Consider the following 16945-nt stretch of genomic DNA (forward strand, 5'->3'; position numbering starts at 1 on the left):
GATTGAACAAGGTAAAATATAAATGAGCAATCTACACACCGATAGATCCGAAGTCTGCGACATACTGCGTGATTCAGATATTTGGCTGGATAACGGTAATGTTGACATGTTTAAAGTATCAAATGCCCTAAATAACCTATTAAAAATTGGGAATTTTGATGGGTTTGAGCATATGATTACTCTTTTAAAAAACACCAAGATGGCAGAAAAAATAAAGTTCAGACTAACACGAGCTGAAAGCCAAAGAGACAGCATACTGCATTTGATAAAAATTGCCGATAAGGCCACTGACATAGAAAGAATAATATTAAAACCATATGACACTAAAAAAAGTGAAGTCGGCTTTATTGGTGATATTTTCAATCAAGCGCAAGGATTGTATTTTAGAAATAATAGCTCTAGTCAATTTAGCTCGTTCGATGATGATTTTTACAATTATAAACATGAAGACAAAAATACACTCAGAGAGAAAGGATTTGCGAAAGTTCTTTCAGATCGCAGTCAGGAACGATTCAGAATAGTTGATAACGCAAGGGTTCATACATTCAATCATAATTTCTATGCAGTTTCAGACGAAAACGGTTTTTATGATTCCAGTAATGCAGCAAGGCTAGCAAAGCTTAGTCATGTTAATTACATAAGCGTAAATAAAACACCAGAGAAATACATTGAAAAAGCAATTTTCCTACCAATAGATCACGCGTGTAATAACTACTATCATGCGCTGTCGGAATGCTTTGGTGGGTTAAAATTCATCTCGGAACTGCCCTCTGATATACCAATAGTCTATACAGAAGACAGGTTTGATGTCTTAGATTTTATAGCATCACGTCTATGCATAGATCGCAATAGGTTTATTTCAATAAAAACCTTGTCAAATGCAGTTATTGAAAAAGCACTGCAACTTTATCCATGTAATTTCACATGGGACAAAAATACATACCTGTTCTTTAAACAAATATCATACCCACAAACGATTCCCTCAAAAATATACATATCAAGAAGCAAATCAAGTCGAGGGCCTTCAAACGAACTTGAAGTAGAAAATGAAATGAGGAATCTTGGATTCGATATTGTTTATGCAGAAGACCTTACATTTGCACAACAAGTTTTGAGCTTTTCTAATGCAAGCATAGTTGTGAGCCCTCACGGAGCGGGTCTAGCAAACATCCTATTCATGCAGAAGGGAAGCGCTCTTGTTGAAATTTTCAATCGAGATTACATTCAGCCTGACTTTTACTTGAGATCAAGGCACAACGATATGAAATATCAATGCACTATTCAGTCTGATAGCTTCTTCAATATTGATGATCTCAAAGAAGCGATAGCGCGGTGCGGAATTTAGATAATCATTAGCTCCAATAGGTTGAGGCGCCCATCTTCGTGGGCGCCATTTTAAAAACATCGATAATCAGAATGGCACCGTTTCAATAACAATAATAGGGCGCATTGTGGCTCCCATTCTGTTTTCAATATATAGATAACCACCCCCCCCGGAAGGGAGAAAAGCAATATTCATAGTGCCATCTGTACTTGTTGTTCCTGTTAAGACCGAGTTAGCTAAGGTAATCCCTGTTTTGTAGCTGGCGTTGTTATAGTCCAGTGCCCGATTTACATACAGAAGCATTCCTAAACCACGATAGTTCCGATCAATTTCATGGTCAAAGATGCTGACAAAAGCAGTCTTGGTTTTCGGTGAAATCGGGATGGCAATAACGCTATCATCCAGAATAGTCGCGAACACTTTGTTGTCAGCCAGGCGCAGGAACGTGTTGTCAGGTATAGTCAGCGCGGTACGCAGGTCGTACATAGTCCAGGAAGTCCATGTCCCACCATCTCTGATGTAGCGGTTGCCGCCCATGTCCTGCACGTTCTTAACGACCTTAAGACCCTCTGTGCGTATAAATGAAAACTCTGTAGTCGAAGTGCCTTCAATGGACACATATGCCGTGTTTTGTCCAAGGAATAAATTTTCCAGTGTAAGAGTATCACCAGCACCAGATGCAACCACAAACCCAAGCGTCAGCTTCTTGGCATGGCAACCCTGAACAACAACCGGGTAACCGCGAAGGTATCCATCAGTAGCACCACAGAACAGCTCAACCATACAGGTAGCGCGGAGGTTCGGCCTGGAGTCCTGGGAGTAACTGGTGTCCACCGTCTGCCCTATTTCGGTAAACGTATCATCATAAATCATATTCTTGACTGTGAGGCCACCACCGTAAGCCAGTCTAAGACATGAACCAGCGACATTACCCTGCACCCGGCAATCAATGTACGACTCGCGCAGGCCGCGCATCGCATACGGCAGGTGGCAATCCACAACCAGACAGTCATGGTACATAGAGTCATAGCCAGCGCCGTGCGACCCCATCCCGGAGTTTTCCGTTACGCCTACCGGCCAGAACGCCGTCCCGGTATAGTCAACACCACCGCCTGATGCGGTGCCCGAAACTCTCGTTTCCCAACTGATCATCTGAGTTCCAATAACATCCAGACCTTTGCGGCAACGGAAGGTTTTGAACTCATCTACAATTGCCCCAAAGCACTGGTTAATGCTGATACCATAGCCTGTGCCATCGAATGTATTGTACCCACGGTTTGCATCGCGCACGGTAGGGTTAACCAGATGTGGTTGATAAGATCCCCGTACGCGAATGCCAGTCTCAGAGAAGCCCTCTACAATTACCCCTGCAACGGAAGCCTTGTCCGTATAGAGAATATCCAGCCCACGGAAACCTACATCTCCTGCTGTAGCATTGGATGTCACATCTCTGGTCAGTGAGAACCCCGTAGACATTGTAAATTTCAACGGTTTAATAATGCTGGCTACAGTCACCCACTCAAGAACAAAAGTATCCCCAACTGCCGGAGTGTAGGTGAATGCAGACTGGTCCCCGCCTATGATCAATGTAGAGCCGGAATACGCAGTTACATAGCGAATTTGACCGTTATTATTATTGCCAGAGGTAAAACGGATCCTGACCTTAGCATTGCGACGTGTGAGAGTCAGCCCGGATGCAGTAAAGGAGCTGCCGCTTGTAGCGGCCGTAATTGTACCTGTCTGGGTAATGCTGGATGGTGCGAAGTAGCGCAGTGTGTTCTCAATACCGACACGACTGTTCGCCACGTTAACACTGGAAACTTTACAGAGTTGCCCTTCCCGTGCCTGGCCACGGTGATCGGTCTGGATTAATCGGGAAGATTGCAGGCCCACAAAGTCGCCAACCTCAATGGTCGAAACATCTGCAAGATACACAATACCCGCACCACGGACCGCATCAGCAGTGAGCGCTACTTGAGAACTATATCTGCCCTGGATTCTGATTGCATAGTCCGCATCATAGTCCGTTGAGTCCGGTGATGTTTTAATGCAATGCAATGTCACTGCACCGTTAGCTATCCATTTAGTGGATGCCTGGCGAACAATAGAACATTGAACCTGAATGGTGGTGAATGGGTAAACCCCGCTCTCAAAAACCAAACTCTTGTCATTATCTACTGCAACCTGAGCAGCGGCCTGAATTGGAGTCGTATAATCCGTCACCCCGTCACCGCGACTACAGAACCAGGTCAGCAGCACATCGCAGTCATAAACGCGCTTCCAGCGGCGATTTAATGCGTCTACCAGCACCGTTCCTCCGTTGTCTGCGGTCGTCGTGTCTGCGTCATCACGAACGAATACACCACCTGCCTCATCAGAAATATTCTCACGGCCATAGCAGAATATTTTTTCATTTCCGCCAATGTAGGTGCGGATTTCAGCATAATTTCCGCTGCCGATCGACGATATGCCATCGATTTGGCTTAATCCCTGCCGGAGTGCGCCATCACCCACGCTGACAAAATGCGTGGAGTCCGTAGCCCACGACGTGGCGTCGTTGCCGGTGGTGGTGAACGGGATATCTGTTGCTGCCGTCAGTTTCCATAATTCCCCGTCATACCGGATTAGCTGGTTATATTCGGTGATGGTGAGCGGCCCGTCGGCATAGTCGCCAATTACCTGGTAGCCGGAATTCTGAATGAACGTCGTGAAACGGGACTCCTGGCTGGATAGCTGGGAAACGAAACGATATTCCTGACTGGTCAGCTGCGTGGTGAATGCCGACTCCATACCATAAAACGAGGTGCGCGTTTTACCCAGACGATCGGTCCAGATCAGGCTGGTGATATCATTCAGTGCAAAATCAAGATTTTGTGCATTGTCGAACAAATCTTTGGCAGCAGCGGACCCCAGCGGGTTGCCGGTGTTGTATGTGGTCATACAGGCCTCATAAAAAAGAAACCCGCCGGAGCGGGTAAGAAAAGTGTGCGATATGGTTATGAAACGTCGCCGGGGTATGTGGCGTCGTCGTATGCGTAAAACGATTCGTTATATTCAGACAGGGTTACATTGCAGGTACCATCAGTCTGAGGCGCTATCTCCGTGACGGTGGCGTTATAAACGTCCTCATCAGATGAATAGAACACCAGTCTTGGCGGTTCAACTGCCGGGTCATCCATGATCCATTCGTCGTAATTCAACGAGCTGGTTAGCGGTACTTTGATGGCATTATCACCGGCGCGCGTCGGCGTTAACTGAGGTGTTGCAGATCCATCCTGCAGTCGCAACAGCACGCGCGGGTTGCTGAACGTCCAGTCTAGCGCCTCGCTAACCTCCAGCGTTAAAACCGACCCTGCCAGGCTGGCCGACGTCACAAGGCCACTGATTGTGTCATTGCCGGGAATGTCGTCAGTCAGCACCAGACGATCGCCATAGTTGTAGCAAAGGGCATCCATTTCCGTTGTGGTAGAGAATGACAGCCGCTGATTCTGGTATTTCATCAGCCGTCGCATCCCGATCCGGTAAGCCCGGTCCTGGTCCAGCACGCCATCCAGCTTGTAGCTTTCCACTTTAGACGGCGTTGGATTGCCGCTGATACGGCACTGCACCGTTTCCTCCGCCCAGGTTGTTCCGTTGATGTAGGTGACGTCCACTCCGTCGTAATCGTCCTGCGACGGCACAGAGAACGCGGTCTGCAGATCTTCTGTCGTTTCCTGGGGAGTGATTGCGCCAGACCACGATTTGATGCCCTCCCTCCCCGCAGAAGCCAGGCCGTCCGCCAACAGGAAATACCCCATTCCGGCGTTACATATCGTTTTCAGGATATCCAGCGCTGACGTGCTGTCGTCACCTGCCGAGAAATCGAAAGTTTCTCCGCGTGGCGTCCAGTATGTGCTCTCCAGCGCGTTAATCGTGGACGTGTCGATGTTTGTCATGCCCAGGCTATCCAGAACATGCATCAGCGCACCGCTGATGGAGCGCGACGCATAGCCGTCATATAGCCGGGTGACCTCGAGATTAACGCGGCGATCGGACTGGCTGGCCAGGCGGTTACCGGTTCGAACCGTCAGCGCGATGGTGGTTACGCCAGCATACGACGCTGGCCGCTTAGCCAGGCGAGAACGCAATGCCTGCCAGTAAAGATTATTCACGGTTTTTGCGCCGCCGATTTTGGTCGTGCGCCGTACGCGGATTTCATACTGCGCAGAGGCTAGCCCGCTTATTCTGCGTGTGTATCCGTGGCCGTTGGCTGTTTCCCCCTTAAAATCGTAGGAAACCTGCGTCCATGTGCCCCCAACTGCGGCATTACGATACTGCACCAGGACATGGACATTGTGTGGCTGTGATGACCCGTTGTTTTTGTACTGGATGTGCCCGTTAGGGAAAATGAAGTTGTTCTCAATGACCGTCGTGGTTTCGCCATCCGGGCAGGCCATGAACGGGCCCAGCCAGTTCTCAGCATCGTTATCACCGGAAATCGTCGCGTCCAGCACGGTACGGTCAGTGAATCCAGGCCATGTTGGGTCCACCTCGGTACCGCCGTCTGCCGCATTGCGAAGCCTGTTCACCGTAATGGTGCTGCTGTCTACCGCCGTGATGACAAATTGCCCGGTCCCGTACATTATCGACAGGCGCTGCGTGCCTACCGGGATACCCGCAAAGGCCTTCCCGGTGGCGCTGGTGTACGCCAGCGTGATGTGCGCCTGCACACCAGCAGCACCACCACTCGATGCTGTACCTGGCGTATTCACCGGGGCGCTGCCGAATACTGCGGCAGGCAACGTTGAGTTAACGATGGTCCCGCCAGTAAATGGGCTGGATTGCTCATGAATAAGCACCCGACCAGAGTTATCGACAGCCACCAGACCGGACCCGGTCAACGCAGAAGTAATTGCGTTGAGCAGCCCGCTCATATTCAGGTAATTGGCAACCAGATTCACTGTGTAGGTGAAGCCCTGCCAGGTGATAGTGAACGTGTAACTGCTGGTCGAGAAATCGTATGTCGTCGGCGCTGCGCTGGCCGCAATGCTGGCGGCGCTGCCCCCTACTCCAGGCACTGGAGCGATCGCCGCAGTATAGGAAGCAATGAACAGGTCATAGCTGATGTCGTTGAATGTCAGCGTCACCGGCATCCCGACAACGGGTACCAGTTCTGTGAGGTCGCCATAAATCACGCTGTAACCACTGGCTGAACTGATCACATAGCTTTCAGGCGCAACAACGGTTAACACAGTTCCTGCACCCCAGGAACTCGGCACGCTAATATCGTCCGATGAGTCGTCATCATCGTCGTTTTCATTCGTCACGCCGATCAGGGTGATGGTCTCACCACTGAACAGCACCGCGTCTGAGCTGGCATAAATGCTGCCGGGTGCCGTGGAGTTCGTGTCCAGACCTGAACCGCTTGATGTGCCGCCAACTTCGCTCGATGACCACCAGTTTTCAGAGCGGGAATCACCTGAAACCGTCGCGCCCGGCCCGTAAATGGTGTAACTCACGTCGTCACCAAAGCTGCTGACTGGCGTTGTGCCAATGCGAATGCCTGATGCAGGGATGGAGAAATTGCCCACGCCCAGGCATAAAAACATGCTGGTCCGGAAAATCTCCGGATCAGCGGAGTCAAAACGCGATACCGGCTGCACAACGTAATCCGGGTAAATCCGGTATTTCCCGAACACCTCACGAATCGGATCGCCAAGTTTCACAGTGTTCGCTTTCGCCGGGTTCAGGTCGAGCTGGTCACCGTTCTGCGCGCTCTGATTCGCACTGTCCAGTTGGCTCATCATGTACAGCGAAAACGCGACGCTAGCCACCGCGACGGCCAGTGCAACGTATGCACCATACGCCGCCATAAAGGCGGATACAGCCTCGCCCGGTACCGGGTAAATTCGCACATCGCTGTCCCGAACGATGACAAATTCTGCCCATTGTTCAGGCTTTACAGTCACCCCGTCGACATCGATGGTAATGGGGTGCTGCATATCAATCCGGTAATCAGGCACGTTCTCTGCCAGCCAGCGGTCAATCGTCATACGCTTGTGCGCGTGAGTTTCCAGCGGCTCACCCGGCAGCCTGGAGGGATAAATTCGAATGGTCACTGGTAGTACTCCACTTTCACGTAGCGGCGCTCAAAGCGCGCCAGCGGCAGGATGGTCACGTTATTGCGCGGATTGCTCTCAATGACCTGCAGTTGCCCGTCGAGCAGCACCACAATTCCGACGTGCGATATCATTCCACCCTTGTAGCAGGCCGCCACTGCGCCATGTTCCGGACCACACCGGGTGGCATCACGAATCACCCCGCGCGCCGTGGCATCCATCGAATCACCTTCCTTGATAACGCCTTCAAACACAGGCCACGCTGGCAATCCGAGGTCTTTTCGAACTTCATGGACGATGCCGTAACAGTCGAGGATCGGATAAACGCGGCCCCCCATCCGCCATTTGACGGTCAGGTATTTATCGATGTTGAACATGGATTTCCTTAAGAAAGGTAGCGCAGTCCGGGGAAGTTGGGCAGCGTATAGCGGTACCGTGGCCAGGCCGTGTCCAGCACATTCATATAGCCGGCGGTGATCTGCACTTCCGTGTTTTTCCAGTAACCGGATTTGACGTTGAGCGAAAAAGGCGGTTCTGCTGGCGCTGTCAGGTCATCAGAGGTGTAACAGCGATACGTCAGCACTGACCCTTTGATTACTGGCAGCGCCTTCTTTATCGCGCTAGACACAATGCCCAGAACGTTGCTGATGGCAAATTTCAGGTCTTGCGTGCCATCGGCATTCCTTGCTGGCAGCGCCAGGTCAATCCCACAGGCGATAAACGTTGCTGTGCTGCCATCTTCCAGCGTCGCGGTTATGTCCTCATAACCATGCGTCAGCCAGAACGTGTCATCACCAACCACTATCTCAAGCGTCGGGATGATCACCTCGCTGCCCGATGAGGCGTAAAGTCGATTTAGAACGGTCATGCTTCGGGCCACTCCCTGTTCAGCGCCAGATCGATAATGCTCTGGTTGATAATGAAGTCCGGGAAATCGCCCCATCCCGGCGGCAGGATCGGACGCTCCCACAGTTCCAGCGTGGCGGTGAACTGCCAGTAGATTGGCGCAACCATAGTTGGCCCTTCGTAAATGTCAGTGAATCGGCATTTATAATCCTCTACCCCTAGTGGGGTTTGCAGGCGCATCAGAAACCAGTCAGCGCCATCATGGATGGTATCCCGGAACCAGACTTCAAAAAGTTGAGACTGCCCGTCAGTCTCGAAAAACCAGTTCACACTAGCCTGCGTCGGCGTCGACATGTATTTGCGGCGCTGCCGCGCCCGTCCGGAGGTGAGCTCAGTTCTCAGTAGCGGGCTTACCGGTTTAAAGCCGTATCCGTCCTGCTGGGGTAAAGGCAGGTATTCGTGGGGATAGCTGGCTAACTCCATTATCCGGTCCTCCGCTTAGTTGCGTAGCCAGTGGTCAGTGATTTATGGACATCTCCCCTGCCGGAAGCCAGGTCATTGACAACCTTCTGATATCCCTGCTGTGCGCCTTGTCTGGCAGCCTGTTGTACCAACATCACTGTCGCGTCAGATGGGTTACCATTGATGGTGATCGGGGGTATATTGATGGTCGGTCTGAAAATGGTCGTCTGCTCCTGATTACCAGCACTCTGAGCCCCGGTCCCATAACCCGGCTTACCCAGTGTCGCATCAAGTGATCCGCCGTTACGCAGCGCCTCCAGATTCGACAAGCCAATGCGCTTCGTTGACGCCGCATCGAAAACATACTCTTTGCCGTGCACAACGCCAGCAACAGAGTTAACCGCGCCGTTCCCGGTGTAGCCGCCCGTCATGAAGCCAGCGCCTGCAACCATGGCCGTCGTTCCTGCCGATACGCCAGTTATCAAAGGAACTGTAGCGGCCTGGGCAGCAGCCATAGCTGCAGGCGCTAGCGTCCATCCGATGACTGGTATCGCGGCAGCTGATGCATAGGCATTGATTGCAGCGATCTGTGACATTGCCGTTGCCTGCCCAATCAATGATGATGCGGCTCCTGCTGCGGCGCTTTTCCCCACCAGCAACTGAACAGCCTGATAGACCAACCACTGGGCTGCCATTTTCGTCAGCGCATCAATAACCGCCTGGCCCATGCCGGTCGCCATGTTTTTAAAGCCGTCGCTGAGGCTTTCCGTCCCTTGAACCATTGCTGATAAATTGGAGGATATGGCGTTTTGGGTTGAATTGAGTATTGAGGTAGTTGCTTCCGTTGTGGATGCGTACAGGGTCGGAATACCATTCAAATAAGATTGCATGCCATTTTGCACGCCCATCTGCCAATTGCTATTCAGTTGATCTAGTTGAGAATAATAGGCTTTTTGCATATCCAGGCGCTGAGTAAGCGCTTGTTGCAACGCTGCCGTTTCCTGATCATACAGATTTTGCGATATCTGCCCGGTAGTTCTTTGATTCGTTAATTCAACACGCTTTTTCTGATACTCACTGACAATTTTCGTTAATTCCTGCTGGCGTTTTTGCTCCTGTGACAAGACCGTGTTGCTGTTCAGGTCATTCTGTAAAGTCGTTGCATCTGTCTGCAGTCCAGACGTTAGCGTATTCCTGAAAGCTGTTAACTTCTCGGCATCCTTCCGAAGAGCTATCTCCTTTTCAACTGCAGCATTCTTCTGTAGTTGCATAGTTATTTCGTTCTGACTTGCGAGCAATGATTTCTGATCGGCAGTCAGGGTCTTCTTGCTTTTTATGTCGGCGAGTTGCTGTTCCCACTTAATAAGGGCTTGCTGGGCAGCGCCAATCTTCTCTGTGGTGTCGAACTGGGAAGTTAACGCGGCATATTGCTGGTTTAGCTGGTCGAGCATGCGAGTACCGGCATCTTCGGTATACGCCTTGCCTTTCGGTGTTTTCGGATCTTTGTACTTTTCATTGATATTCGCACGAAGCTTCGCCTCTTCGTCGGCGCTGATCGAATTCCCGGCGGCTCTGGCCTTCGCTAAATCCCTGTTAAGTTGGTCTAATGCTTTTTGCCTTTTTTGGGCGTTTGTTAACGTTTGTTCAGTTAACTTGTCGATACGTTCCTGGGCTTCGATACCTTCTTGCTGACGCTTGTTGTAGGTATTAATAGAATTGTTCAGGACGTCCTGGGATGTTTTTTCACTCTGGAGAGTAGAAAGGCGCTGCTTCAATAACGTCACAACGCGCTGTTGACGATCGATATCGTCAGACTTCCATGCTCCATAGGGACCGGCATTTGCTGCCTGCCCTTTCTCCAGGTCTGCAAGTGAACGCTGCGCACGGTCAAGTTCGCTGCTGGCATTCTGAATTTTTTGTTCAATCGATACCTCGCGCCCAACATCCAACATGGAATCCCAGGCGCTTTTGGCTGCACCAGCGATGGCGTTCCATGCCGACTCGAGAACGCCAAGGTTATTTTTGATATCGGCTGAACGTTGTATCAGCGATGATGAGTAAGCCTCACTGGCCACCCGCGCGGCGTCCTGTTGATTCCCCTCATCCTGTAAGGCTTTAATCTGGTTATACGTTGCGAGAGTGAGAAAATGGTATTGGTCATTCAGCTTGGTGATGGCTTCAACCGGCTTAGTTGCAATTTCATTGAAGTCACTAACCAACTGTTCAGTAGCGATGCCAGTCGCATCATTCGTTTTCACGATAGCGGTAGTTACCCGCTCAAGAGAATCAGCCGCCACCTTGCCAGAAGAAACCAACTGATTGAGAGCAGACGCAGCAACACCGGTTGTTCCATCTGCCGCTGCCGAAGCCCTGGCGGCAATATCAGCTAATTGGCCTGACGTTTTGCCAACCTGATTGCCCGTTAGCGTCAGGGATTTATAAAACTCATCCTGTTCTTGCGACCCTTTATAATACGCCAGCCCCAGAACGCCAACTGCACCGGCAGCCAGAGTAAAGGGGGTCACCAGCCCCATGACGTACGAGCCGACGCCTTTAATGGCGGGGCCAATACCACCGAACATATCTTTTAACTGGCCGCCCTGCTGCATGAGGACCATAAACGGTGATTGTCCGGTAGAGAGCCCGACGACGATGTCAGTCATCTGAGCAGGAATCAGCCGCATTGCCCATGCAGTCTGTTTCGCCGACATTCCTGTCTTGCTCAGGTCATCTCTAAACCCTGTGAGTTTGTTCCGTGTGTCCTCAATTCGCTTTGAGTAAAGATCAAAGGTCTCTGTGTCGACCATTCCTTTTGATTTGAATTTCGCCAAATCCTGTTGCTGTTTATCCAGCTTATTCAACGCGGCATTGAGGGGGTCGATACGGTCCAGAAGTTCTGAAAGAGCCTGTTTTTCTTCATCGGTGGCTTTAGTTACCTTCCCGGCGCTTGCTGCTGCTTTTTGCCCCCATTCAGTTAGTCCGTGGAGCGCGCTCGTTAAGCTTTCCGCGTTCTTTTCCGCCCCAGAACTGTCAATGATTATCGCAAGACGCGATTTTTGTTCGGTCATTTGGCTTTCTCCGGGCAATAAAAAACCCCGCCGAAGCGAGGTCTATTCATGATTCGTTTGTTTCCTGGCTACGGGCCAGGATTGGTGTTCTTTATCTGAAATTACTCAGGACTTTATATTTAATGCTTTGGTTTGTTGCCTCGATAATTTCTATCCTCGCGCCCTTATAGCCGATAACTTTTGATTCAGAAAGGTCATATTCAACATCGTTATTAAATGCTGGCCGGGCCATGTTGGATGACGCCTCTCGGTAACCGATATTTATTTTATTACCAACTCTTCCGTTATATAGCAAGGTTTGTTGGAATGCAGCATCACTAGCTGTAGACATCTCGACCTTTTTGAATGGCATGCCACTTTCACAAACAGCAGCTGAGAATATCGTTATAACGCAAAGCGTTTGCTTGCCATCATTTTTTACCATAATAGCTTGCCACATATCAGCAAGAGCTGCTTTATCAACCCCGCCAGCCTGAGTACCGAAAGGTTGATAAAATTCCTTGCCTGCGTCCTCACCAATTTTTTTGAAATCACCTGGAGTTATAGTGTAAGCCATGCTCACATTTGCTGGTGACGTTACTCGGATACCATCAAGCGTAATTTTAACGCCCTGGCTCACCAAAGAATCTCCGACATAGGCAGTATTAACTGTTCCGATTGATGGTTCGCTGAAACTTTCAGTTTTCGGTGTGTAATTGTATTTTGGAGAAGTGCACCCTGAAATGATTAAAGCACCAAGCACACATAAAAAAATCTTCCTCATATCCCTATCCCCATAAGTAAAAAGTTCAGATTTATCCTATCAGGAGATGGTGATAGCGCAACGACTGGCAATGATTTATTGGTTTCAAGTAACGAAGAAACGGCGCAGTGAAGCGGAAGATATAGGTCTGTCCTTCTCAGATAATGCTTTCGAGTCACCAATAACAGGGAATTGATGTTTTTTATCTACGGTGTAAAGTGTGCGAAAACTAAGGAGTTTCTATGGAACAACAGCACGGTTCGCCGTTTCCTTTATTAATCATGATTTTAGTTTTCCTTGTCATCGGTTTCTGACCTGGGTACAAAATAGCCAAAAAAGCAGGATTCGACTGGAGAATGGCCGTTTGTCTGGCGCTGCCTGGATTCAACATTCTTGCCTGGTTTGCACTGGCGTTTATGGAATGGCCCATCCATAAATACCTGCCTAAAGATGTGAAAAAGTAATCATCTAAATAAGCCCACCTGAGTGGGCCTACTTCACTGACTTACCCCTTTCCTGCTCCTTAGCCCACCTCTCCCGCCAGGCATCATCCAGCGCCACTACCGAGGCAATCAGCTCATCACGATCAATCAGTGTTGAGCTGTACGCCAGATAGCGCTCAACATCATGAAGCGACAGCGGCAAAGGCACGCCAGCCATCCCTGCATACTGGCGAGAACGGGAGATAATGGCGTAGGCATTGAGTATTTCGCTGATGACTTCGTCTATCTCTGGTTCGGGAATAGCTGGCAAGCCAAGTTTTTCACGCCGCCATTTCGCCTTTTCTCCCTGCTCTCCGCCGAACTCGCTTAACCACTGTTGCGCTTCGAGGGCTTTTTTACGGTTTCCTGCTTCTGCTGCTCCTTACCCTGGGCAATACTGGCCGCCTCACCGAGTATGCGCCAGTAGAGTTCCGGGTTTTGTTTGAGCAGCGCCGTACCATGTTCCGGCGTGTATTCGATGGCAACTTCTTTGCCATTCACCAGTTCACCGACGCCCTCCCATCCCTTAAGTAGGTACCGGGCGCAGTTGTCGATCAGCAGGTCATCGATGGAATCAATGTCGCCAATGCTGGCCAGATCAAAATCGGTTGTGCCAACCAGATAGGCGGCATCCATTTTGTCGATGTGGCGACGAACCAGCGCGTTACGCGAGCGATACTGTGGGTTTTCGCTGCTGCACACCAGCAGGCGCAAGCCTTCCATGGGTGAAAACCAGCGTTCGCTATCCAGATCAATACGTGGAGAAATAATGAGCATGAGAACCTCTGCATGAAAAAAGCCCAACCAGCCATGCAGATCTGGCCGGGCAAGGAAAATTATGGGGCAGTGACAGTGACTGCCGAAGTGGCAGTAAACGTACGAACCTTCGCGGTGATGTTCGCTGTGCCTGCAGCTAGCCGCGATACCGACGCTGTTTTTTGCCCGGTTGATGCGACGGTTGCAATTGACGGGTCCGATGATTCCCATTCAACGACATCAGTGGAGCCGGCTGGCGTGAGGGTTGCCGTAAGCGTAACGGACGCGCCAACAGCCCCCGAAGAGGTGGCAGGCAACAAGCTGATGGCCGTTGCCGGTACGGTCGCGGCGCGCGTAATCGTTGGTGACTGGTCGGCAGCCGTGATATCGAGTTGTACCTGAATGATGTCGGTGTTGCCGCCGTCAGGCCAGTCACCCGCCACCTGCACTTCCGGGAAATCGAATGAATACGTGCCTTCGTCGTTCACCAGGTCGAAGCTGAACGGTACGGTAGCCCCGGAGAACTGCTTCTGATATACCTCCCACGCTGCTTTTGACCATGAAAGCGTTATGGAGCCTGACGGCGTGAATGTGGTCGGAATATTCGCCCCGGCAAACGCAGAACCGGTACCGATGCAGCGCTGGGTTTGCAGGTTGTTGTCAAACTGGATACTGAACGTATCGATACAGAAGCCCGAGCCACCAGCCACGCCGTTCAGCATGATGTTGGAGACCTCTTTGAACCCGTAACGAAGTTCCCCGGCGTTATCCACTGGCGTAGGGAAATAGTTTGTATCGTCAGCTTTAGTTTCCCAGCCAAGTCCGGCAAAGGTCACCGTAGCGGTGATGTCGCCATCGTTTGGCACCTCGATTTGCAGAGTACCCACCTGACAGCCGCGGGCGATCGACGCAATACCGACATCACTGTCATATGAAGCGACAGAGAATGCGATGCGGTCGTTGCCCATGGTGAGAACATTGCTCACCCATTCAGCACCGAAACACGAAGCGAGGAAGTCGTCATGCTGGCCCCAGCGAAACTTAGTGGCCACATCGCCGCCGACATCGACCGTACCCCGTGACAGCCCCTGCGCCATCCTGGTGCCGCCAATTTCGTCGTTATCGTTCGTGTTCTGCGTCGGACCGAGCCCGAAAGACGATCGTTTTAACAGGCTCCAGTCGCCAGTAACTGGCGTTGTGCCTGGTGTGGTTTCACGGATAAACGCCGTGACGCGTTTTGCGCCTGAACTCACAGGAGCCTCCTGTCTAAAGTGCGCTACAGAGCGCGGTAAGGGATTTGAATATTCATTTGCGCCCACCCGTCGGTCTCGCCAGCGTCGACAGCAGACACCGCGAAATAACTCAGCCGCCCGTCGTCCTGAAACTCGAAAAGCTCCCGGATTTTGTCGGCTGTTTGCGTGACGAGAAGCGAACCAGACCCAGCTGGCACAAATATCTGAACGATGAGCAGCCCCGTTCGGTGAACCACCGGGCCATCCCCAATTTCGTTTGCGCCAGCAATGCCAGGTATATTAGTCAGCCGCGCCCAAATGGATTTCCCGGTCGGGTCATAGGTTTTGTCGTTGGGATATCGCACATCACTTTGGGCAATAGCTGTCTGCGCCGTCATTCGCGCGATGACAGCGTTACGAATCTCTGTGAGTGTCATTTGTATGCCCGGGTTATTCCGTTGAACGCGTTTGCGTACAGGCCTGTTGGCGCTTGTTTGGAGTGCCCATTTTCAAGCGCTTCGGCATAAGGAAGGTTGTTCTGGATGTAGATGACTGAATACGGCTTGCCTTGAGCTATTACAGCGCTCCCTTGTTGCAGGGTGGGACCACCTGATTTATCGGTGTTTGCCGTAACCGAAAAATCAGGAGAGCCGATGCTTACATGGTTGTTTGCGCGAAACCGCCCTGTATCAACCGGCGACCGCATCACTATCTCGTTCAGCAACTGGATAGAAATAACACGCAACTGCTTACAAACATCCTCCTCGACCTGCTTTACAAACAGCGTCGGATCAATGCTCCATGCCTTTGCCATTATGCTCTCCGCAGTTGGATAGAATACGTTGCCTGCGCCGGGTCAGTTCCTGCGGTGATCACCTTGTAGCGCTGCTGGCCACCAGTGACGAGGTCTGGTGCGGTGATGATGTGGTCAACCTTCGGCTTATCCGTTACCTCGTTAACGAGAGCGGTTAGTTTCAGGTCACCATGCAGGATATTCACGCCATCGATGCGGTTTAGTTTGTACCGCGACAGCACACCGCGACCGGAATAAGTGATGGTCTCGCTCGTTGATTCTTCTGTGACCGGGTCGATATCGCCTTCAATCACGTATGAACCGGTAAATGCCTTCACCGCGTCGGCGAGTTCATCGTCAGCATCGAACGCGGCGGCAAGCTCGCTTTGCAGTTCGTCACGAATTCCCACGGTTCACCACCTGGACTGTTCCATGCAGTTTGCGTGTATAGGCGTCGCCATTTCGCTTAGCCCGTACTGGATAGGGGGTAAACTTAACAACGCCCTTCGTCTCATCAGCATAAACAACGTGCCCGATACGATTGCCATTCACAAACACATCGCGAGGTCCGCGCCCGTCTCCGGCATAATGCACATTTGGATTTTGCATATCACCCCCGCACCAGTCGTATCTGCGATGTGCTAACGCCATACGGCTTCAATATGGCGAGCGCCAGTTGCAGGTTGGAATCAAGCAAAGTTGTGCTATTAGCAGAGATCTCGGCGAACGTTTTCGAAACGCTGACGCCGTCGGCATCAACTGATTTACTGAGAAGCGATCCGGAGTCTGTCTTCTTCTGATACAGCCCACCATTTGCTGCGGCCAGCGCCGCATATGCACCGGCCAGCTTCACATCATCGGGAATGATGACTTCGTGGGTGACTTTATGGCATGGCAATGACAGGCTTAGGCCGTTCAGCCAGACGTTAGCCATCAGGACGGACTTTGGCTTGTTGGCGTCGTCCGTCCAACTATCACCCAGCAGAGAATCAACATCCTCAACCGTAATGAACATGATCATGTTTATTCCTTAACTGACCAGCCGTGCGCCTTCCAGTTTTCGACCTCATCAGGGTGCACATCGGCCTCGGTTGGCGCGCCGGGAAATGGTTCAAAATCCGTCACCATCGTCACCAGGTCGC

Annotated in this window: 15 protein-coding genes; 1 reads left to right on the forward strand and 14 read right to left on the reverse strand. The window is 51.1% G+C overall.

Annotation, left to right across the window (positions count from 1 at the left end; all coding sequences use genetic code 11):
- Nucleotides 1-22: 22 nt before the first annotated feature.
- Nucleotides 23-1345 carry a glycosyltransferase family 61 protein gene (locus tag AAIG39_RS25145; protein WP_343194994.1) on the forward strand — a complete coding sequence of 441 codons (1323 nt, stop codon included), beginning with the start codon at nt 23-25 and terminating at the stop codon, nt 1343-1345.
- 66 nt (nt 1346-1411) lie between these two features.
- Here AAIG39_RS25145 and AAIG39_RS25150 read toward each other — a convergent pair whose 3' ends face one another.
- The 14 genes from AAIG39_RS25150 to AAIG39_RS25220 form a co-directional block, all read right to left on the reverse strand.
- Nucleotides 1412-4264, reverse strand: coding sequence for a hypothetical protein (locus AAIG39_RS25150; protein WP_343194995.1), 2853 nt, complete (start codon nt 4262-4264; stop codon nt 1412-1414).
- Between the two features lie 56 nt (nt 4265-4320).
- Nucleotides 4321-7422: a host specificity factor TipJ family phage tail protein gene (locus tag AAIG39_RS25155; protein ID WP_343194996.1), complete on the reverse strand. Its 3102-nt coding sequence runs from the start codon at nt 7420-7422 to the stop codon at nt 4321-4323.
- On the reverse strand, nt 7419-7799 hold the full coding sequence (locus tag AAIG39_RS25160) for a nitrite transporter (RefSeq protein WP_343194997.1): 381 nt from the start codon (nt 7797-7799) through the stop codon (nt 7419-7421). Before AAIG39_RS25160 ends, AAIG39_RS25155 begins: the two co-directional genes overlap by 4 nt.
- A gap of 8 nt (nt 7800-7807) precedes the next feature.
- Nucleotides 7808-8290 (reverse strand): DUF1833 family protein, encoded by a 483-nt coding sequence (locus tag AAIG39_RS25165; RefSeq protein WP_343194998.1) that lies wholly within the window; start codon nt 8288-8290, stop codon nt 7808-7810.
- Nucleotides 8287-8751, reverse strand: coding sequence for a hypothetical protein (locus tag AAIG39_RS25170; RefSeq protein ID WP_343194999.1), 465 nt, complete (start codon nt 8749-8751; stop codon nt 8287-8289). The genes AAIG39_RS25165 and AAIG39_RS25170 overlap by 4 nt, the downstream gene beginning before the upstream one ends.
- Entirely contained in the window at nt 8751-11798 is a 3048-nt protein-coding gene (locus AAIG39_RS25175) for a phage tail length tape measure family protein (protein WP_343195000.1), read from the reverse strand. Before AAIG39_RS25175 ends, AAIG39_RS25170 begins: the two co-directional genes overlap by 1 nt.
- A gap of 91 nt (nt 11799-11889) precedes the next feature.
- A complete protein-coding gene (locus tag AAIG39_RS25180) occupies nt 11890-12561 on the reverse strand; it encodes a hypothetical protein (protein ID WP_343195001.1) in 672 nt (223 codons plus the stop codon).
- A 471-nt stretch (nt 12562-13032) separates the two neighbouring features.
- A complete protein-coding gene (locus AAIG39_RS25185; RefSeq protein WP_343195002.1) occupies nt 13033-13293 on the reverse strand; it encodes a hypothetical protein in 261 nt (86 codons plus the stop codon).
- A gap of 56 nt (nt 13294-13349) precedes the next feature.
- Nucleotides 13350-13799, reverse strand: a complete 450-nt coding sequence (locus AAIG39_RS25190) for a hypothetical protein (RefSeq protein ID WP_343195003.1) — start codon at nt 13797-13799, stop codon at nt 13350-13352.
- A gap of 59 nt (nt 13800-13858) precedes the next feature.
- Nucleotides 13859-15031, reverse strand: a complete 1173-nt coding sequence (locus tag AAIG39_RS25200; protein WP_425503348.1) for a phage tail tube protein — start codon at nt 15029-15031, stop codon at nt 13859-13861.
- A gap of 23 nt (nt 15032-15054) precedes the next feature.
- A complete protein-coding gene (locus AAIG39_RS25205; protein ID WP_343195004.1) occupies nt 15055-15447 on the reverse strand; it encodes a phage tail terminator-like protein in 393 nt (130 codons plus the stop codon).
- The gene (locus AAIG39_RS25210; protein ID WP_343195005.1) at nt 15444-15824 is read right to left on the reverse strand and encodes an HK97 gp10 family phage protein; all 381 of its coding nucleotides are present in this window, start codon (nt 15822-15824) and stop codon (nt 15444-15446) included. The genes AAIG39_RS25205 and AAIG39_RS25210 overlap by 4 nt, the downstream gene beginning before the upstream one ends.
- Nucleotides 15824-16213, reverse strand: coding sequence for a glutamate 5-kinase (locus AAIG39_RS25215; protein ID WP_343195006.1), 390 nt, complete (start codon nt 16211-16213; stop codon nt 15824-15826). The genes AAIG39_RS25210 and AAIG39_RS25215 overlap by 1 nt, the downstream gene beginning before the upstream one ends.
- A gap of 200 nt (nt 16214-16413) precedes the next feature.
- The gene (locus AAIG39_RS25220) at nt 16414-16824 is read right to left on the reverse strand and encodes a protein singed (RefSeq protein ID WP_343195007.1); all 411 of its coding nucleotides are present in this window, start codon (nt 16822-16824) and stop codon (nt 16414-16416) included.
- Between the last annotated feature and the right edge of the window lie 121 nt (nt 16825-16945).

Origin of the sequence: Phytobacter palmae, from assembly GCF_039409775.1 — a bacterium.
Classification (GTDB): Bacteria; Pseudomonadota; Gammaproteobacteria; order Enterobacterales; family Enterobacteriaceae; genus Phytobacter; species Phytobacter palmae.